This window comes from Cesiribacter andamanensis AMV16 (assembly GCF_000348925.1).
Classification (GTDB): Bacteria; Bacteroidota; Bacteroidia; order Cytophagales; family Cyclobacteriaceae; genus Cesiribacter; species Cesiribacter andamanensis.
Map to the genome: position 1 here is coordinate 1 of NZ_AODQ01000048.1, position 19,659 is coordinate 19,659.

Below are 19,659 nucleotides of genomic sequence, written 5' to 3' on the forward strand. Positions count from 1 at the left end.
CTAAGTATGAAGTTTCTACCCACGGCAGGGTAAAAAGTTATGCAATAGATAAAAAAAGCGGCAGGATTATCAGAGGAGGCAATGTGGGAGGCTATAAGTCGATCACTGTAAAGTTTGGCGGAAAGATCGTCCGGCAGTTTTATGTACACCGACTTGTAGCTGAAACGTTTATCGATAAAGACTCCCCCGATCAGTACTATGTAATCCACCTGGACTACAACAAGGAAAACAATAAGACCCACAATTTACGCTGGGCTACGGAGGAAGAACTCGTTACGCATAACAATAAAAACCCGGAAGTACTGCGCAGCCGTACCACCGGCTACAAACTTACCGAACCCGACGTACGCATCATTAAAAAGCTCCTGAAGTCTGAAAAGACCCGCCTGAGCATGATTGCCAAACGATTTGGGATCACCCACACGCAGCTGAACCGGATCCGCAGCGGCGAAAACTGGGGCCATGTAACGATATAAGGCAGTGCCGGAGCCTGCACCCTCACAGCACACACTGGTAAACCAACTGGCGCAAAGCGAGCATTTGCAGCAGGTACCCCCTGAGCAGCTTGGCTGGCTGGCCAGCCAGGGAGCCGTGCGCCGGCTGCGTGCAGGAGAACATCTGTTTGAAAAGGGCGACCCAATACAACAGCTAATTGTTGTGCTGGAGGGCACGCTTCAGTTTCGGCTGGAACAAAAGGGTGAGTACCGCACCATCAGCGAGCTGCAGGCTGGCGATATCAGCGGTGCTCTCCCCTATTCCCGCGCTACCAATGCCATAGCCAGCGGCCTGGCCAGAGACAAGGCCGCCGTACTGCTGCTGAATAAATCCCATTTTCAGGAAATGGTGCGCACCTACCCGGAGCTTACCGAGGCCCTGGTGCACGTCATGACCAGCCGGGTACGGGAATTCACCCATACCCAGCAGCAAACCGAAAAACTGGCTGCCCTGGGCCGGCTGTCGGCCGGACTGCACCATGAGCTCAACAACCCCGCCGCTGCCGCCGCCCGTGCAGCCGACGAGCTGAGAGAACAGCTGCGCCTGGTACCCGAAAAGTTCAGGGACCTGATGCTCATACAGCTTAGCCCCGAACAGGCCCAGGCCATTACCAGCCTGCTGTTTTCCAAACTGGAGCGCAAAGGAAGCCGCTCCCTGAGCCTGCTGGAGCGCAGCGCTCAGGAAGACGAGCTGGCCGAGTGGCTGGAAGGCTTGGGCCTTGAAGACCCCTTTGCCCTGGCCGAGACCTTTAGTTCCCATCAGATTGGTCTGGAAGAGCTGCAACAGCTGAGCCAACAAACCGGGCAGGACCGTACAGCTGCAGTGCTGGTATGGCTCTCCAGCATTCTGCTCAGCAATAAATTGGTTTCAGAGATTATTGAAAGTACCCGCCGTATCTCCAGCCTGGTGGGGGCCGTAAAAGGCTACTCGCACATGGACCGTAGCCCCGAGCGGGAGCGTACCGATCTGGAAGCCAGTATCCGCAACACCCTCATCATGCTCAACCACAAGCTGAAAAAAAAGCAGATTGAGCTAAAGCTGGATGCGCCGCCAGAGCTGCCGCATCCCTGTGTCTATGGGGGTGAGCTCAACCAGGTATGGACTAACCTGATCGATAATGCGCTGGACGCCATGGAGCCGGGAGGTACGCTTAGCATTCAGCTAAAGGAGAAAGAAGAAGCCCTTGAAATAGCCATTAGCGATACCGGCAGCGGAATTCCGCAGGAAGCACTCAGCCGGGTGTTTGATCCCTTTTATACCACAAAATCGGTGGGTGAAGGCAGCGGCATAGGGCTGGACATCAGCAAAAAGATCATTGAGCGGCATGGCGGCACCATTAGCGTGCAATCGGCCCCGGGCCAGACTACCTTTACCATTTTGCTGCCTCTCAACCCCGCTTCATAAAAGGGCGTAAGGAGGCCTTACTAGGGGATATTACTTCCCGAGCAGGTCCGGCATGTTTTCCCGCACCATTTGTTCTACTTCAGGATCCAGCAGGGCCATGTAGAGCGTGCGTGCCTGCTGCAGCTGCTCCATGGACAGGCCCACGGCATTGCGCAGGTCGGCTTTGTAGAGGTTTGCGCCCGTAAGATCTGCGCCGGTCATATACGCCCCGTTCAGGCTGGCCTCCATCAGAAAAGCCCCCCGCAGGTCGGCTTTGATCAGGTAGGCCTTATCAAAACAGGTCTTGATCAGAAAGGCATCTTTAAACAGCGTGCCGCTGGCATAGGCGCCCGAGAGGTCGGCCTGGTTAAGGGTAGAGTTTTCAAAGTTGGTCTGGTTCAGGCGGGCGTTGCTCAGGTTACACTCCAGCAGGCTGGAGGTGCTGATATCGGCCGAGTTGAGGTTGGAGCCACTCAGGTTGGTATAGTTCAGGTTGGTCTTTGCCAGAAAGCAGTTTACCAGGTTGATGTTGTAGATCTTGTGCTGGTTGAGGCGCTTGATGTTACCTACCGTACGAAAGGCTGCTTCTTCGCTCTTCCAGAGACGGAAGTCATCGATCTCGTCCTTGTAGGTCTTGATACGGAGGCGCTCCTCCCCCCGCTTGTTCAGCCATACCAGCAAAATACCAATGATGGCAATGTCGAAGATCATGCCGTGGGCCTCGGCCAGTACCTGCATGTAGAACTCCTGAAAATTGCTCAGGTAATAGGGCATGCTCAGCCCCAGCACCACCGAGGCTACCAGCAGCAGTACCAGAAAGGAGGTGAGCACAGGCTTCTCGATTACCTCAAGAAAAAACTGCTGAATTTTAACAATAAAGCCGCTTTTCTGCATAACTGATGGATAACTTACTTTTTTGACTTCTTATAATCCTGTAGGAGCAAGTACCCGGGCAAGTTTTTGCACCAGTACCTGATTGATCTTTTCGTAGGATTCATACGTCCAGCCCGCTACATGGGGACTTAACAACACCCTATCACTAGTAATAAGATAGTCAAAATTTGCCTGCTGGGCCGGGCTAAGCTGCTGCACTTTTTCGTTTTCTAATACATCCAGGGCTGCAGCCCACACTTTGCCCGATTTGAGCGCCGCAACCAGATCGGCCAGGGGCAGCACCTCTCCCCTGCTGGTATTTATCAGCACTATATTCTTCCTAAATCCCTCCAGGTACTCCTGATTAATAAGGCACCGGTTGGCCTCCGTCAGGGGAATGTGCAGGCTTACCACATCGGCCTGCGCCTGCAGCTCGGGTAGCGATACCTCCTCTACCCCAGGCAGGCCTACCCCCTTATGGCTGGTATCATAGGCCAGCACCCGGCAGCCAAAGCCGGCCAGGCGCCGGGCAAAGGCCTGCCCCATGCAGCCCAGGCCAATAATGCCTACCGTTTTGCCGGCCAGCTCCCAGCCCCGGTTGGCCTCTCGAAGCCACTGGCTCTTGCGCACCTGCCGGTCGGCAATGTGCAGCTTGTTGAGCAGGCACAGCAGCATGCCCATGGCATGCTCGGCCACAGCATCGCGGTTGCCCTCGGCGGCATGCAGCAGGGCGATGCCCCGGCGCTCCACGGCCTGCAGATCAATCTGGTCCAGGCCAGCCCCGGCCCGGCCAATCACCTTAAGGTTGGGGGCATGGGCCAGCAGTTCTTCGGTAATGGGCAGCTTGCTGCGCAGCAGCAACACCTCAAAGGGTTCCAGGATCTGGGGCACCTCTACGGCCAGCGTATCGGGTCGGTAGCTGGCGGCAAACCCCTTTTCTTCCAGCAGCGGCACAATGCTTTCGTGCATCTGGTCAATGATCAACACCTTGGGTCGGGCAGGGCTCATGGCAAAAAAGTTAAAGCTGTAAAATTATAGAATTGATACAGAAAGCACCCGAAAAAAGGGTGAAATCACTTCTATGGGTAGTATTCCTTAATCCCCCCAAGGACTAGCTGTGCCGGCGCTATTCCTGCTTACCCTATTCTGGTAGCTACTCCCTAGATATTATAGAGCAGATGCGCCACCGTAAAATAAACACCCAGCCCCAGTATGTCATTGACTGTGGTGATAAAGGGCCCCGAGGCCAGGGCGGGATTGATGTTGAATTTATCCAGTACCAGGGGGGTAACGGTACCCATAAACGACGCCAGCAACACCACATTGAACAGGGCAATGGATACCACCAGCACCAGCTGGCTCTCATAGCCCATGAGCGTAACCACCAGCAGCAGAAAAGCTGCCAGCAGCAGCCCGTTGAGCAGGGCCACCAGCAGCACCTTCAGCAGGCGGCGGCCTACGCTTTCGGAAAAGACGGAGGGGTTGGCAAGGCTCTGCAGGATGATGGAGCTGGACTGAATGCCCACATTCCCCCCCGTAGCCGTAACCAGCGGCATAAAAAAGGCCAGGGCTGGGATCACCTCAATATCCTGCTCAAAATTGCCCAGAAAGGTAGCCGCCACCAGCCCCCCCGCCATGCCAATAACCAGCCAGGGCAGCCGAGCCCGGCTGATACGCCAAACCGAGTCGGTCTCCTCCACATCTTCGGAAATACCGCTCATCAGCTGGCGTTCTTCTTCGGCCTGCTCGGTGATCACATCCACCACGTCGTCAATGGTGATGCGGCCCACCAGCTTGTTTTGCACATTGACTACCGGCACAGCATCCAGGTCGTACTTGCGCATGATCTGGGCCACCTCCTCCTCATCCATAAAGGTCTGCACCGAGATCACCTCATCATCATAGAGGTCGGCTATTTTGGTGCCGGCCCGGGCCAGCAGCATGCGCTTAAGGGAAACCTTGCCCAGCAGAATATCCTCATCGTTCACCACATAAACCGAGTAGATCTTGCTTACATTCTCGGCCTGGCGGCGAATTTCTTCAATGGTCTGGGTTACCGTCCAGTTGATGTTGGCCTTAATGAGCTCTTTGGCCATGAGGCCGCCGGCCACATCCTCCTCATAATGCAGCAGGTCTACAATGTACTTGCTTTGTTCCCGGTCGGTGAGGCGGGCAATCACTTCCTCACGCCGGCGCACGGGCTGTTCCTTGAGCACGTCCACCGCATCGTCGGAGTCCATCTCCTCAATGTAGGGCACCAGCTCTTCGGGCTCAAAGCTTTTGACAAAATCCCGCCGTACGTCTTCATCCAGCTCGGTCAGGATCTCGGCGCCCTTTTCTACCGGCATCAGGTTAAACACCCACTTGCAGCCCTCGGTATCCAGCTCGTACAGGATGGTGCTGATATCGGCAGAGTTTACCCCATCCAGGCTTTGCCGGATAAAGGCTTCGTCCTGCTCCTGCACGGCCTGCTGCAGGCGGTCCAGAAACTCCTTGTTGAGTTCGTATTGCGTGATATCGGGCTGCTCTTGCTCCACGGCTGCGGGTCAGGGTTAAGGTGCTTCAATGGCCTGGGTCAGGCGTATAAAATCATCCACGGAAAGTTGCTCGGCGCGCTTGTCCAGAAGATCCCATTCCCGGACAGACTTGGGCAAATTTAGCGGTTTGAGGCTGTTGCGCAAGGTCTTGCGGCGGTTATTAAAACCCTGCTTTACTACGGTAAAAAAGAGCTTTTCGTTACAGGGCAGCGCCTGCCGCTCATTGCGCCGCAAGCGCAGCACGGCCGATTGCACCTTGGGCGGCGGGGTAAATACCCCCGGGGCTACCGTAAAGAGGTACTCAACCGAATAAAAGGCCTGCAGCAGTACGCTCAGAATGCCGTAGGTTTTGCTGCCGGGCGGCTCGGCAATGCGCTGGGCTACTTCTTTTTGCACCATGCCCACTACTTCGGGAATCTGCTGGCGGTGCTCCAGCACCTTAAAAAAGATCTGGCTGCTGATGTTGTAGGGAAAGTTACCGATAAGGGCAAAGGGGGCCTCGCCCATCAGGCTGCGCAGGTCCAGCTTCAGAAAATCGCCATAGTGTACCCGGCCTTCCAGGGCCGGGTAGTGCGCATTGAGGTAGGTAACCGATTCGCTGTCCAGCTCCACCACCTGCAGGGCATAGGCACCATCGGCCACCAGGTACTGGGTAAGCACCCCCATGCCGGGCCCCACCTCCAGTACCTGCTGGTAGCCGCCCCAGCCGCTTAGCCCCCCCACAATGTTGCGGGCAATGCGCTGATCGTGCAGAAAATGCTGCCCCAGCTGTTTCTTTGGCCTGACTTTTTGCCCCTCCTCTTTCATAAATTTGTATTCCCGAAGAATTAGATAAATTTGTGTGCAAAACTACACTTTTTTATATGCAGCCTGCCATAACCCTTGCCCCTTCTCTACAGGAGAACCAACATACGGTCTACCTGTTGGCTCCGGAGCCCGATTTCTCACCCCTTGGCCTGAGCGAGGCCGAGCAACAATGGGTAAGCCAGAAGCTGAAGGGCGATGAGGGCGTGCTGTCCCTAAACCGCTACCACCACTGGATTTTTCTGGTAAAAGCACCCAAAAAGCAGCAGGCACCCCAACAGGACGAAGCCTGGCGGCAGGCGGGCCACAAACTGGCGGGCCTTCTCAAAAAAGAAAAGGTGCAGGCCCTGCAGCTGGGCGGCGGAACCCAGGAGCAACTGCTGTTGCTGGAGGGCTTGCTGCTCTCCCTCTATAGCTTTGATAAATACAAGACCAAAAAACAGGACAGCTGGCGGCTGCAGGACCTTACACTCATCAGCAGTGAGCTAAACATGGAGCAGGTACGGGAGCTGCAACAGCTGGTAAGCGCCACCTGGCATGCCCGCACCCTTATAAACGAGCCGGTGGTATACCTGACCGCCACCCAGCTGAGCCGGGAACTGGAAGGGCTGGGCCGCGAGGCCGGCTTTGCCGTAGAGGTGTTTGAGGAGGGGAAGATCCAGAGCCTGAAAATGGGCGGCCTGCTGGCCGTAAATGCCGGGAGTACCCAACCCCCTACCTTCAATGTACTGGAATACAAGCCCGAAGGGTCCGTAAACAGCAAGCCCCTTATTCTGGTAGGCAAGGGGGTGGTGTATGATACGGGTGGCCTGAGCTTAAAGCCCACGGCCGGCAGCATGGACCTGATGAAAAGCGACATGAGCGGCGCTGCCACCGTAGCCGGGGCCCTCTATGCGCTGGCGGCCAACAAGCTGCCGGTATGGGTGGTAGGCCTGATCCCCGCCACCGACAACCGGCCCGGCGAAGAAGCCATTACCCCCGGCGATGTGATCACCATGTGCGATGGCACTACGGTCGAAATCCTCAATACCGATGCCGAGGGCCGGCTGATCCTGGCCGATGCCCTCTCTTACGCCAAAAAATACAGCCCCGAGCTGGTGCTGGATTTTGCTACCCTCACCGGTGCTGCCGCACGCGCCATTGGGCCGGAGGGAACCGTCTGCATGGGTACGGCCAGTGAGGCCATCATGCAGGAATTAAAGCAGGCCGGCGAACAAACCTACGAGCGTCTGGTAGAGTTTCCACTCTGGGAGGAGTACGAAAAGCAGCTGGAAAGCTCCATTGCCGATCTGACCAACCTGGGTGGCCCCAATGCGGGCGCCATTACGGCCGGGCTGTTCTTAAAACATTTCACCGACTACCCCTGGGTACATTTTGACATAGCGGGCCCGGCTTTCCTGACAAAGGCCGACAGCTACCGCGGCAAAGGCGGCACCGGTGTGGGGGTGCGCCTGCTGTACCGCTTTATCAAACATCATTACAAACTGGCATGAACGAAAGCTCGCTTCATAAGCCCCTGATTGGCATTAGCCTGGGCGATATAAATGGGATAGGTCCGGAGGTGGTCATGAAAGCCCTTTCCGATGCCCGCCTGCTGGACATGATGACCCCCATTGTGTATGGCTCTACCAAGGTAGTAGGACATTACCGCAAGGTACTGAAGATGCATAATTTTCAGTACCACCACATGCATAACACCCCTGAGCAGGGGCAGATCAATGTGATCAACTGCTGGCAGGATGCCGTAGAGATCCAGATGGGCCAGTCCACCCCAGAGGGGGGCAAAGCGGCGCTGCTGGCGCTGCAAAAAGCGGTAGAAGACCTCAAGGGGGGAATCATTGAGGGCATTGTAACCGCCCCCATCAACAAGCATAACATCCAGAGTGAAGACTTCAAGTTTCCAGGCCATACGGAGTACTTTACCAAAGCCTTTGAGACCCGCGACAGCCTGATGCTGCTCTGCAGCGGCAATCTGCGGGTGGGCGTGGTCACCGGCCATGTGCCCCTGAAGGAGGTGCCCCGCCTCATCACCCGGGAGCGGGTGCAACTCAAGCTTAACATCCTGGAGCGCAGCCTGAAGCAGGATTTCGGCATTAACAAGCCCCGAATAGCCCTGCTGGGCCTCAACCCTCATGCCGGCGAAGAGGGGCTGCTGGGCAAAGAAGAAGAAGAGGTGCTGATCCCCCTGATTGGTGATGCCAAAAATAGGGGACGCCTGGTGTTTGGCCCCTTTCCGGCCGATGGTTTCTTTGGCAGCGGCGCCTACAACAAATTTGATGGCATCCTGGCCATGTACCACGATCAGGGCCTGATTCCCTTCAAGACCCTGGCCTTTGAGCAGGGGGTGAACTATACGGCCGGCCTGCCCATTGTGCGCACCTCGCCCGATCATGGCACCGCCTACGACATTGCCGGCCAGAACCTGGCCAGCGAAAGCTCCATGCGGGAGGCCCTCTACCTGGCCTGCGACATTGCCCGCAAGCGCAGAGAGAAAGAAACGGTCAAGTCCTAGCGGCTATCCCTCCGGCTGAGGGGCCCTGCCACAGCCGGAGGAAATTTTATACAGATGGTACAAAATCCTGTACAGCACCCCACCCGGCCCTGCTGTACCTTTGTGCAAGAGCCTGTTTAAAGAGAAAAAGGAGGTTTTCAAATTTTTTTCTATCTTTGAACGTTCCTATACCTGAATGAAGCAACTAGTCCACATTTGTATGAGCATGCTGCTGGTAATGGCCACCATGGGCGTTACCCTGCACCAGCACTACTGTGGCGATGAGCTTCAAAACACTGGCCTTGAAAAATACAGCGGCTGTTGCAGTGATGAAGGTACCGATGCCGGCAAGAACGGCTGCTGCGAAAACAGTACCACCGAGTTTCGGGCCGATGGCGAGTTTCAGCAGGCACACTTCTCGGCCCCCATTGCTCTGCTGCCTGCTGCCCTCCCCCAGCTTTTTCTTTCCTTTGCCCAAAGCCTGCAGCTGGAGCAAGCACACACTACCCCCCTCCCCCTTTTTGCCGAGGCACCCCCCCTCTACGGTTCTCCATACCTGGCCAGCCTCTGCACCCTGCTGATTTAGCCTGCTGAAACCCTCCCTCTGATCCGCTACCTGCCGTAGTCCGGATACCCTTTTTGTTGGTTTCACTAGCGCTCGTCAACACGCATGAATAATTTTGTTGCTTTCTTTCTGCACAACAGGGTAGTTACCCTTATCCTGTTGCTGCTGATCATCGGATGGGGCATTATTGCCTCCCCCTTCCGCTGGTCCATTGCCGGCCTGCCCAATGATCCGGTGCCGGTTGATGCCATACCCGATATTGGCGAAAATCAGCAGATCGTCTACACCGAATGGGAGGGCCGCTCCCCCCAGGATGTGGAAGACCAGATCACCTACCCCCTTACTACCACCCTGCTGGGCATGCCGGGGGTAAAGACCATCCGCTCTACCTCCATGTTTGGCTTCTCCAGCATCTACATCATCTTTGAGGAGGGAGTAGAGTTTTACTGGAGCCGCAGCCGGGTGCTGGAAAAGCTCAATGCGCTGCCCAGCGGCCTGCTGCCGCCCGATGCCACCCCGGCCCTGGGCCCCGATGCCACCGCCCTTGGGCAGGTATTCTGGTACACCCTGGAGGGGCGGGACCCCCAGGGCAAGCCCACCGGTGGCTGGGACCTGCAGGAGCTGCGCAGTTTCCAGGACTTCTATGTGCGCTATTCGCTGGCGGCAGTAGAGGGAGTATCAGAAGTGGCCTCCATTGGCGGGCATGTAAAAGAATATCAGGTAGATGTAGACCCGGCCGCCATGCAGCAGTATGGCATCAGCATGACCGACATCATGATGGCCGTGCAGAACAGCAACCTGGATGTAGGCGCCGGCACCCTGGAGATCAACAAGGCCGAGTACTTCGTACGGGGCATCGGCTACCTTAAAAACCTGGAAGACCTGGAGCAGGCCCTGGTACGGGAGAGCGATGCCACCCCCCTCTACCTGCGCGATGTAGCCCGCATCAGCTTTGGGCCCGAAACCCGCCGGGGTATTCTGGACAAAGGGGGGGCCGAGGTGGTGGGCGGTGTGGTGGTAGCCCGCTACGGCGCCAACCCCCTGCAGGTGATCGACAACATCAAGCAGCAGGTAAGCACCATCAGCGGGGGATTTCCGCAAAAGACCCTGGCCGATGGCACCATTAGCAAGCTTACGCTGGTGCCCTTTTACGACCGCAGCACCCTTATTCATGAAACCCTGGGTACGCTGGAGGGGGCTCTGAGCGAGGAGATCATCATTACCATTATTGTGGTGATCATTATGGTACTGAACCTGCGGGCCTCGGTGCTCATTTCCAGCCTGTTGCCAGTGGGGGTGCTCATGACCTTTATCGCCATGCGCTATGTGGGGGTAGATGCCAACATTGTGGCCCTCAGCGGCATTGCCATTGCCATTGGCACCATGGTAGATCTGGGCATCATCATCGTGGAAAATATTCTGATCCACCTGGAGCGGGCACCCAAAGACGAGCCCCGCCTGCAGGTGATCACCCGCGCCACACAGGAGGTGGCCGGGGCGGTGATTACGGCCGTATCCACCACCATCATCAGCTTTATTCCCGTCTTTACCCTGCAGGCTGCCGAGGGCAAGCTGTTCCGGCCGCTGGCGTACACCAAAACCTTTGCGCTGGCGGCTGCGGCCATTCTGGCACTGACCATCCTGCCTACCCTGGCCTACTACTTTTATGGACGATTCTCTGGCAGTGGTCGTAGCCGGCTGTTCCTGCATGGGGTGGTGGTGCTTTGCGGCATCTGGGCGCTGGTTGCCGGCTTTGTCTGGGCAGGCAGTGCGCTGGTGCTGCTGGGACTGGCCCAGATCATCCGCATTCTGTACCAGGGGCCCTATGCGGCCTATGCCAGCCGCTTGCCCTTTGCCGTGGTGCTGCTGGCGGTTACCTGGCTGCTGAGTGTGGAGTGGCTGCCGCTGGGGGCCTCCTACAGCCGTTTCGGCAACTTCTTGTTTGTGCTGCTGATCGTGGGTACTGTACTGGGGTTCTTTTTTGGGGTTATCTACTTCTATGAGCGGCTTATTCGCTGGGCCATTACGCATAAGGGCGCTTTTTTGAGCATTCCGGCCTTTATGCTACTGCTGGGCCTGCTGGTCTGGGTGGGCTTTGCGCGCCTGTTTGGTTTTGTGGCTGAGGGCACCGATGCCCTGGGCTGGAACATCCGCACCAGCAAGCCCTGGAGCAGCCTGGCCCATACCTTTCCCGGCACCGGCAAAGAGTTTATGCCCGCCCTGGATGAGGGCTCCTTTCTGCTGATGCCCAGCAGCATGCCCCATACCGGGGTTGAGCAAAACCTGGAGTACCTGCAAATGCTGGATGCTTCCGTAGCCGCCATACCCGAGGTAGACCTGGTAGTGGGCAAAGCCGGCCGGGTTACCTCTGCCCTGGACCCTGCCCCCCTGGGCATGTACGAGAATGTGATCAACTACAAGAGCGAATATGCCACCAACGAACGGGGCGAGCGCATTCGCTTTGCCGTAGATGATGAAGGCAATTTCCTGCGGGATGAAGGGGGTAGGCTGATCCCCGACGACAGGGGGGAGTATTTCCGCCAGTGGCGGGACCACATCCGCAGCACCGATGATATCTGGCAGGAAATTGTAGCTGCCACCAACCTGCCGGGCCTCACCTCGGCTCCTAAACTGCAGCCCATCGAGACCCGCCTGGTAATGCTGCAGACCGGCATGCGGGCGCCCATGGGCATCAAGATTAAGGGGTCGGACCTTAAGACCATCGAGCAGTTTGGCATTGCTTTGGAGGGCATCCTGAAGCAGGTGCCAAGTGTAAAACCCGAAGCCGTATTTGCCGAGCGCATTGTGGGCAAGCCCTACATGCAGGTACACATTGACCGGCAGCAGGCTGCCCGCTATGGCATCAGCGTGCAGGATGTGGCCCGCTACCTGGAGGTGGCCGTAGGGGGTATGCCCATTACCAGCACCGTAGAGGGCCGGGAGCGCTATGCCGTACGCATCCGCTACCCGCGGGAGTTGCGCGACAGTCCCGAGGCCATCCAGAACATGCTGGTGCCTGCTTCGGGCGGGCGCCAGATTCCGCTGGGCCAGCTGGCCACCATCGAGTATGAGCAGGGCCCCATGGACATCAAAAGTGAGAATACCTTTCTGGTGGGCTATGTGCTCTTTGACAAGCAGCCGGGCGTAGCCGAAGTAAGCGCTGTGGAAGATGCCCGCAGGCTTATTGAGAACCACATAGCCGAAGGCAGACTGGAAATCCCGGCCGGTACTACCTATGAGTTTGCCGGTTCGTATGAAAACCAGGTGCGGGCCGAAAAGCGGCTGGCCATCATCGTACCTCTTTGCCTGATGCTGATTTTCCTGCTGCTCTACCTGCAGTTTCGCTCGGTATCACTTAGCCTGATGGTATTTACAGGGGTAGCCGTAGCCTTTGCGGGCGGCTTTATCATGCTCTGGCTCTGGGGGCAGGACTGGTTCTTTGATTTCAGCCTGTTTGGTACCAACGCCCGGGAGCTGTTTCAGATGCGCACCTTTAACCTGAGTGTGGCCGTATGGGTGGGCTTTATCGCCCTCTTTGGCATTGCTACTGACGATGGGGTGCTGGTAGGCACCTACCTGACCCAGCTGCACAAAGAGAATCCGCCCCGCACCCGGGCCGAGCTGCATGAACTGGTCGTAACGGCCGGCAGCCGCCGGGTGCGCCCCGCCATGATGACTACCGCCACCACCCTGCTGGCGCTGCTGCCTATCCTGACCTCTACGGGCCGGGGGTCCGACATCATGATTCCCATGGCCATCCCCTCCTTTGGCGGAATGGTCTTTGAGACCTTCACCATTTTTGTGGTGCCGGTGCTCTATACGCTATATCACGAGCAAAAACTTAAACGCCAGCCACAGCCATGAAAACGCTATTTCTCTTTCTGCTGATGAGTGCCGTTGCGTTGCTGGCACCTGCCCAGTCGCTGGACTCCCTGCTGCAGCAGGCCCTGGCCAGCAACCCCGGCCTGCGGGCCGAGCAGGGCGAAGTGCAGGCCGCCCGGGCTGCCGTGGAGGTTGCCGGCAGCCTGCCCATGCTGCAGACCCGGGGCGGCTACCTGCTGGTGCCGGTAGAAGCCCCCATGGGCATGGAGCGCATGCGCCTCTCGGTACACCAGATGCTGCCCCCACCCGGCGTGCTGCGCTACCGCACGCAGGCCGCCGAATTTACCAGCCAGGCCCGCGAAGCCGCGGTGCAGAACATGGCTGCTGATGTGCTGCGGGAGGTGCGCATGGCCTACTATGAGTTATATGGCCTGCAGGCCGGCATGCGTACCCTGGCCGAACAGCAGGCCAATCTGCGCCAGCTTGAGCCTGTAGCCGTACAAGCCTATAGCGCCGGCCAGGCGCCCATGTCGCAGGTGCTGCGCCTGCGGGCCCGCATCCTGGACCTGCAAAAACAGCTGCTGCAACTGCAGGCGCAGGAGCAGGCGCTGCAGGCCCGGCTCAATGGGCTGGTTAACCGCCCGGCACGCCTGCCCCTTACCACTGCCGATACCCTGCTGCCCCTGTTTAGCCCCCAGGACCTGGAGCAGATGCGCACCGAGTTGCAGGAGCATCCCCAGCTGGAGTTGCTGCGGCAGCAGGAGGCAGCCCAGCAGGCCCAAACCCGGGTAAACGAACGCATGCGCCTGCCCGAATGGGGTATAGGCCTGGAGTACATGCTGATGCCCGGCGGCATGAGCGGCCTGATGCCGATGGTGAGCGCCGACATCCCCCTGTTCCGCAACCGCACCAAGGCCATGGTACGCGAAAGTCAGGCCATGGAAGCCGTGCTGGCCAGCCTGCAGGAGCAAACGCAGCGACAGCTGGAGGGCGAGCTGCACAGCGCCCTGCAGGAGTGGCAATCGGCCTGGGCCTATAGCCAGCTGCTGCAGGAACAAGTGGCGCTGCAAAGCAGTGTACTGCGCCAGATGACCACCGAGCTGAGCTCCGGCATGAGCTCGCTGGAATCCTTGTTGGCAGAAGAAAATGAATTACTCATGCAGCGGCTTGCCCTGCAGGAAACCCTGGTGATGCTGAAAAAAGCAGAAGCCGACCTGATCTATTTAACCGGATCCGATTATGTGGAAAGATAAAATAAACCAACGCCCCGGCCTGTTCCTTCTCCTGGCCTTTGCTGCCGGCCTCGTGCTGGCCTGGCTCCTTTTTTCCGACCGTCCGGGTTCGGAAACAGCCGCTCCTCATGACCATAGCGCCGAAGCCGGTACGCTCTGGACCTGCTCCATGCACCCCCAGATCCGCCAGCCCGAGCCGGGTCTATGCCCGCTTTGCGGCATGGAACTGATCCCCATGCGGGAAGATGCCGAAGGGGCCGCCTCCCCTACCCAGGTACGCCTCTCCCCTTCTGCCGCCGCCCTGGCCGGGGTACAAACCCTGATACTGGGCAGCAGTGCCCCCCCTTCCGAAGCCGGTGGTGCCCTTCGGCTGAGCGGCCAGCTGCGCATTGACGAAAGCCGGCTGTACAGCCAGGCCGCCCATGTGCCCGGGCGCATCGAGTCGCTGCAGGTAAACACCACCGGCGAAAGCGTGCGCAAGGGGCAGGTGCTGGCGTCGGTCTATTCGCCCGAGATTCTGACGGCCCAGCAGGAACTGATCCAGGCGACAAAGCTGGGTTCAGCCTACGAAGGACTGCTGGAGGCCGCCCGGGAGAAGCTGCGCCGCTACCGCATTTCCGAAGCCCAGATCCGCCGCATTGAGCAGGAAGGCCGCACCTTTGATCGTATCCAGATCGTAGCCGATGTGAGCGGGATTGTGACCGAGCGCAACGTAGCCCTGGGCGATTATGTGATGCCCGGCCAGACCCTCTACCAGATTGCCGACCTCAGCCGCTTGTGGGTAGAGCTGGAGGCCTATGAAAATCAGCTGTCTGCCATCCGGGAAGGTGATCTGCTGCAGATAGACGTACCCCAGCAGGGCAAAAGCTACCAGGCCAAGGTTACCTTTATCGACCCCTTGGTAAATGCCGAACGCCGCACTACCCGCATCCGGGCTGAGCTGCCCAATCCCACAGGCGAGCTGCGTCCGCAAATGCTGGTACAGGCCAGCCTGCAGTCGGGCCGTAGCCCTTCGGCCCAGGCCAGTGTGCTGCTGGTGCCCCGCTCGGCTGTACTCTGGACGGGCACCCGCTCGGTGGTATATGTAAAAGCCCCCAAGACCGAAGGCCCCGTGTATGAGATGCGGGAAGTAAGCCTTACGCCCTCTGCAGGAGGCTACCTGGTGCAGGAAGGCCTGCAGGCGGGCGAGGAGGTGGTAGTGAATGGCGCCTTTCTGGTAGATGCCACCGCCCAGCTCAACAATAAGACTAGCATGATGAACCGCAGCCAGGCCGCTGCCGCCACGCCAGCTGCGGCAGCCCCTGCGGCCGACACGCCTGAGCTGGAGGCCACCCCTGCCCTGCGCCAGCATCTGCAAAACATGCTAACCGTTTACCTGCGGCTAAAAAACGATCTGGTAGAAGCCCGACCTGCAGCGGCCAAAAAAGAAGCGGCCAGCCTGCTTACTACCCTGGATCAAGTGCCCCATACAGGCATGAGCGCGCCTGCCCATGCGTATTTGCAAAAGCAGCTCCAGGGGCTACAGCCCTTGCTACAGGCCATCGCAGCAGGTAAGGAATTGGATCAGATGAGGGAACAATTCATTGGTGTATCCAACAACATGATTGCCCTAACCAAAGCATTTGACGCAAATGAGAAGCCTCTTTACCTGCAGTTTTGCCCCATGGCCAATAATGACCAGGGAGCCTACTGGCTTAGTGCAGAAAAAGAAATACGCAACCCCTATTATGGAAGCATGATGCTCAGCTGCGGCGAAGTGACCGAGGAATTATAACCTCCGGAGGTTACAGGTGTAAGTGGTGGTACGACTTGGAGTCCTACCACCACTCAAAGCACACTCCCTGGCAGCATTTTTGCACCTTCAGCGTTGATTCAGCCACAACGCTCCTTCTTACCAAGTACGTATCTCAAACAACTTACCCTTTATCCATATCAATTCAGTCATGAAAACAACCCTTTTCACAGTACTTACAGCGGCTACGCTCATCAGCGTTTCGGCCTGCAATACCTCTACTGATCATGCTGATCATCAAACAGCAGAAACAATGCATGAGCAGCAGCATCTGCAGCATGACAATAGCGATGTAGACCATGCCAATATGAGCAATGCCGAACACAGCGAGCAGATCGAAGCCGAGGCTGTAGCCGTGGTAGAACAAGCCTCGCCCGAAATGCAGCAGCACATCCAGCAACTGACCGAATCCTACCTGAGCATCAAGAATGCCCTGGTGAAGGGAGATGCGGCCGCTGCTAAAACCGCTGCCGAGAAGCTGCTTGCCCGGCTGAATAGTTTCAATGCCGGCAAGCTCAGCCAAGAGCAACAGACAGCCTACAGCGCCAAAGCATCCGAATTGAAAGAGGATGCCGAGCACATCATTGGTACAGGGGCGGTGAGTCACCAGCGGGATCATTTTGCTACCCTCAGCAAGCGGATCTATGAGCTCAACAAAGCCTTTGAAGCCAACAGCAGCACCCTCTATTACCAGTATTGCCCCATGGCCTTCAATAACAAAGGCGGTTACTGGCTTAGTGCCGAGCAGGAGATCCGCAATCCCTACTTTAGCGATAAAATGCTGAAGTGCGGCCGGATTACCGAAACCCTGTAAGCACCCATTATACTCCACCAGGCCTGTACGGCAGCGGGAGAAATCCTGCTGCCGTACAGGCTTTTTTGTTTTTTGTTGTAACAAAACAAGTTAGATGTGTAGTTTAGTGGTGAATTGGTACTAACGCTCTCTCCACATGATCCGATTTTTTACCCTCCTGCTCCTGGCGGGCTTTTTCGTTGGGGCACAGGCCCAAACCCCTTCTCTCTTAAAAGACGTGGTCCCCGGCAACAGAGGCCTTGGCTATAGGCTCTATCATAGCGAAGCCGAAACAAGCCAGTTCCTGATTACCGGCAATGCCTTTTACTTCTATTCGATAGACCCCCTGGGTAAAATAGGCTTCTGGCGCAGCACCGGCACCTCCGCCGGCACCTACCCCCTGCTGGAGGCAGCATATTCCCGGGAATTAGCCACCGCTATAGCCGACTATCAGATGAGTATCCCAGCGGTTGCCCTGGGCGATGGTGTCTATTTTGTCTGGCAGGATGCCGAGCAAAGGCCCGGGATCTGGAAAGCTACAGAAAGTTCGGTAGAGCAGGCCCCAATGCCTGAGGAAGCAGTCGGCAAACTCCCCCGCAACCTGACGGCCTTTCAGGGGGGCTTTCTGTTTAGCACCAATAGCCAGCTCTGGAAATCCGATGGCACAGCTGCCGGCACTCAGCTGATCAAAGAATTCTCCGACCCTTACCAACCCCTGGAACACCTTACCCCTCAGGGCAATGCTGTTTACTTTCTGGCCTATGATGAGGCCGGAAGAGGCATCTGGAAGACCGACGGGAGCACGCAGGGAACCACCTTCCTGCACGACCTCAGTTATACCTGGCTAACCCCTTATGAGGGAAATCTTTATTTTCCTACGCCGGAGGGCTCCATGAGTCAGGCCCTCTGGAAGCTGGAAACCAGCACGGACCGGATAGGCAAGCTTGGCACCTTTGATTCCGGTGTTGGCACCTCCTATCCACACCAGTTCACCCGCGCCGCAGGCAAACTTTTTTTTCTGGCACATTCCCCAACCGATACCATAGCCCTGCATGTAACGGATGGAACTCCAGAAGGGACCTACAGCCTGGTGGAGAGAAATGTGAACAGCCTGATGGGATTCAAAGACAAGCTGTTTCTGGCCAGTCAAAGCGGTACCACATTAAAATCTTCGCAGGGCATGCCCGGAGATGTGAGAGTGGAAGTGGAGCTGGAGGGCCTACACCCATCTTTTATACACGCAACGGAGGATATCCTCTATTTTTCCGCCGTTCAGAGTGCCTATGGCAGGGAGCTATGGCGTACCGATGGAACACAAGAGGGCACGTACCGCATTTCCGATATTCGTGAGGGAGCGCTTCATACCAGTTTCGGCGCTTCCTTTATCTTTAAAGAGGGGCTTTATTTCCTGGCCGATGATGGGGTGCATGGGCTGGAGCTCTGGAAACTGGCGCAGCCCGGCAGTCAGCTATCCGGCAGAGCATTTCTGGATAGCAATAAAAATGGCATGGCCGATGCCGGCGAAACAGGACTCATGCATCAGCAAATTCTTGTTGAGCCCGGCAATACCCTTCTCTATACCAACAATGCAGGCCTCTTCAGCCTGGCGGCCGAGCCGGGCACCTACCAGGTAACGCTGTTGCCGGCCGATGACTGGGCCATCAGCTCCGCCCAGACCACCTTTACCCTTACGGTTCCTGGCTCAGAGCAGGCCCTGTTTGGAGTTTATCTGGCCAATGAGCGGCGGGAGCTGGACGTCCGCCTCACCCCTGCCAGCAGCAGCCGCTGCAGCGTACAGGTACCCTACTGGCTTCAGCTGCAAAACAAAGGAAACGTTGACGCCTCGGGCCAGCTGCAGCTCCGCCTTGATCCGCAGGCAGAGCTCATGGCCGTTTCTCCCGCGCCCAGCAGTAGCGAAGATGGCGTACTGCTCTGGAATTTTGAAAACCTGCCCCCTACCCAGCAGCGGAATATTCTACTCTATATTAAAATGCCCGATTTCAGGTCCATGGGCGATACTTTGCGCTTTTACAGCCAGGCCTCCTTTAGCGGAACGGAGATCATGGTAAAGGACACCCTGGAGCAAATCCTTCTTTGCAGCTACGATCCCAACGACAAGCTGGTAAAACCGGCCGGCATCAACCCCGAACACTTCACCCTGAAAAACAGCTGGCTGGACTACACCATCCGCTTTCAAAACACCGGCAATGCCGAGGCCCTCACCGTGGTGCTGCGCGATACGCTGGATCAACACCTGGACCTGAGCAGCTTTGAGCTCCTGGGCAGCAGCCACCCCATGCAGCTGAGCCGCAAAGACCGGGCCCTTACCTTTCAGTTTGATGACATCAACCTGCCCGACAGCACCAGCAACGAGCCCGAAAGCCACGGCTTTGTCCGCTACCGCATCAGGGCAAAAGCAGGGGTGGCGGAGAATACCGTGGTGGAAAACACCGCCCATATCTTCTTTGACTTTAACCCGGCCATAGTCACCAACACTACTTTCAATACCCTGGTGAGCAAGCTGCCCGAAAGAGTCGTCAATGGGTTGCCAAAGGGAGATGCTCCCGGGCTGCACCTTTACCCCAATCCCACCTCCGGGGAGCTACGTATTGAAAGCGCTACCTCTTTCCGTACGCTCAGTATCCGCAATACCATGGGGCAGGTGGTGCATACGGAGCTATTGCCCGGGGGCAGTACATCTCATAGCCTGTCTATTGCTACACTTCCTGCAGGCCTTTACCTGATTGAAATTGGGGATGGAAGGGAGAACCTCAGAAAAAGACTGATTAAAAAATAAGGAAATGAGCAGGCGGCAGCGCCTGCTTTTTCTTTTTATAGAGGGGGCTCGTATATTAGGCCTGCAGTTCAAAGG

General features: G+C 57.2%; 14 protein-coding genes. 10 read left to right on the plus strand and 4 right to left on the minus strand.

Annotated features, from left to right (window positions below; translation table 11 throughout):
* Both ADICEAN_RS10265 and ADICEAN_RS10270 read left to right on the plus strand, forming a co-directional pair.
* The coding region (locus ADICEAN_RS10265) for an HNH endonuclease (protein WP_040396670.1) at positions 1-476 on the plus strand (476 nt) is incomplete at its 5' end.
* 4 nt (positions 477-480) lie between these two features.
* Positions 481-1,899 (plus strand): sensor histidine kinase, encoded by a 1,419-nt coding sequence (locus ADICEAN_RS10270; protein WP_009195520.1) that lies wholly within the window; start codon positions 481-483, stop codon positions 1,897-1,899.
* 30 nt (positions 1,900-1,929) lie between these two features.
* Here ADICEAN_RS10270 and ADICEAN_RS10275 read toward each other — a convergent pair whose 3' ends face one another.
* From ADICEAN_RS10275 to rsmA, 4 genes are all read right to left on the minus strand, one after another.
* Positions 1,930-2,772: a pentapeptide repeat-containing protein gene (locus ADICEAN_RS10275; RefSeq protein ID WP_009195521.1), complete on the minus strand. Its 843-nt coding sequence runs from the start codon at positions 2,770-2,772 to the stop codon at positions 1,930-1,932.
* Between the two features lie 30 nt (positions 2,773-2,802).
* Positions 2,803-3,759, minus strand: a complete 957-nt coding sequence (locus ADICEAN_RS10280) for an NAD(P)-dependent oxidoreductase (protein ID WP_009195522.1) — start codon at positions 3,757-3,759, stop codon at positions 2,803-2,805.
* A gap of 152 nt (positions 3,760-3,911) precedes the next feature.
* Positions 3,912-5,288, minus strand: a complete 1,377-nt coding sequence (gene mgtE / locus ADICEAN_RS10285) for a magnesium transporter (RefSeq protein ID WP_009195523.1) — start codon at positions 5,286-5,288, stop codon at positions 3,912-3,914.
* 15 nt (positions 5,289-5,303) lie between these two features.
* A complete protein-coding gene (gene rsmA / locus ADICEAN_RS10290; protein ID WP_009195524.1) occupies positions 5,304-6,095 on the minus strand; it encodes a 16S rRNA (adenine(1518)-N(6)/adenine(1519)-N(6))-dimethyltransferase RsmA in 792 nt (263 codons plus the stop codon).
* 56 nt (positions 6,096-6,151) lie between these two features.
* Here rsmA and ADICEAN_RS10295 point away from each other — a divergent pair, with 56 nt between their 5' ends.
* From ADICEAN_RS10295 to ADICEAN_RS10330, 8 genes are all read left to right on the plus strand, one after another.
* Positions 6,152-7,585, plus strand: coding sequence for a leucyl aminopeptidase family protein (locus ADICEAN_RS10295; RefSeq protein ID WP_009195525.1), 1,434 nt, complete (start codon positions 6,152-6,154; stop codon positions 7,583-7,585).
* Entirely contained in the window at positions 7,582-8,604 is a 1,023-nt protein-coding gene (gene pdxA / locus ADICEAN_RS10300; protein WP_009195526.1) for a 4-hydroxythreonine-4-phosphate dehydrogenase PdxA, read from the plus strand. Before ADICEAN_RS10295 ends, pdxA begins: the two co-directional genes overlap by 4 nt.
* A 175-nt stretch (positions 8,605-8,779) precedes the next feature.
* Positions 8,780-9,169 carry an HYC_CC_PP family protein gene (locus tag ADICEAN_RS21130; RefSeq protein ID WP_009195527.1) on the plus strand — a complete coding sequence of 130 codons (390 nt, stop codon included), beginning with the start codon at positions 8,780-8,782 and terminating at the stop codon, positions 9,167-9,169.
* 84 nt (positions 9,170-9,253) lie between these two features.
* Complete coding sequence (locus ADICEAN_RS10310; RefSeq protein WP_009195528.1) at positions 9,254-13,012, plus strand: efflux RND transporter permease subunit; 3,759 nt, start codon at positions 9,254-9,256, stop codon at positions 13,010-13,012.
* Positions 13,009-14,223, plus strand: coding sequence for a TolC family protein (locus tag ADICEAN_RS10315; protein WP_009195529.1), 1,215 nt, complete (start codon positions 13,009-13,011; stop codon positions 14,221-14,223). The genes ADICEAN_RS10310 and ADICEAN_RS10315 overlap by 4 nt, the downstream gene beginning before the upstream one ends.
* A complete protein-coding gene (locus ADICEAN_RS10320; protein ID WP_009195530.1) occupies positions 14,210-15,976 on the plus strand; it encodes an efflux RND transporter periplasmic adaptor subunit in 1,767 nt (588 codons plus the stop codon). The genes ADICEAN_RS10315 and ADICEAN_RS10320 overlap by 14 nt, the downstream gene beginning before the upstream one ends.
* A gap of 169 nt (positions 15,977-16,145) precedes the next feature.
* Positions 16,146-16,808, plus strand: a complete 663-nt coding sequence (locus tag ADICEAN_RS10325) for a DUF3347 domain-containing protein (protein ID WP_083879713.1) — start codon at positions 16,146-16,148, stop codon at positions 16,806-16,808.
* 136 nt (positions 16,809-16,944) lie between these two features.
* Entirely contained in the window at positions 16,945-19,584 is a 2,640-nt protein-coding gene (locus tag ADICEAN_RS10330) for a DUF7619 domain-containing protein (protein ID WP_009195532.1), read from the plus strand.
* The last annotated feature ends 75 nt before the right edge of the window (positions 19,585-19,659 follow it).

Coding starts and splice junctions, on each gene's coding strand:
- ADICEAN_RS10275 (WP_009195521.1), bottom strand. CDS start 2,772: ATGCAGAAAAGCGGCTTTATTGTTAAAATTCAGCAGTTTTTTCTTGAG.
- ADICEAN_RS10280 (WP_009195522.1), bottom strand. CDS start 3,759: ATGAGCCCTGCCCGACCCAAGGTGTTGATCATTGACCAGATGCACGAA.
- rsmA (WP_009195524.1), bottom strand. CDS start 6,095: ATGAAAGAGGAGGGGCAAAAAGTCAGGCCAAAGAAACAGCTGGGGCAG.
- ADICEAN_RS10295 (WP_009195525.1), top strand. CDS start 6,152: ATGCAGCCTGCCATAACCCTTGCCCCTTCTCTACAGGAGAACCAACAT.
- pdxA (WP_009195526.1), top strand. CDS start 7,582: ATGAACGAAAGCTCGCTTCATAAGCCCCTGATTGGCATTAGCCTGGGC.
- ADICEAN_RS21130 (WP_009195527.1), top strand. CDS start 8,780: ATGAAGCAACTAGTCCACATTTGTATGAGCATGCTGCTGGTAATGGCC.
- ADICEAN_RS10310 (WP_009195528.1), top strand. CDS start 9,254: ATGAATAATTTTGTTGCTTTCTTTCTGCACAACAGGGTAGTTACCCTT.
- ADICEAN_RS10315 (WP_009195529.1), top strand. CDS start 13,009: ATGAAAACGCTATTTCTCTTTCTGCTGATGAGTGCCGTTGCGTTGCTG.
- ADICEAN_RS10320 (WP_009195530.1), top strand. CDS start 14,210: ATGTGGAAAGATAAAATAAACCAACGCCCCGGCCTGTTCCTTCTCCTG.
- ADICEAN_RS10325 (WP_083879713.1), top strand. CDS start 16,146: ATGAAAACAACCCTTTTCACAGTACTTACAGCGGCTACGCTCATCAGC.
- ADICEAN_RS10330 (WP_009195532.1), top strand. CDS start 16,945: ATGATCCGATTTTTTACCCTCCTGCTCCTGGCGGGCTTTTTCGTTGGG.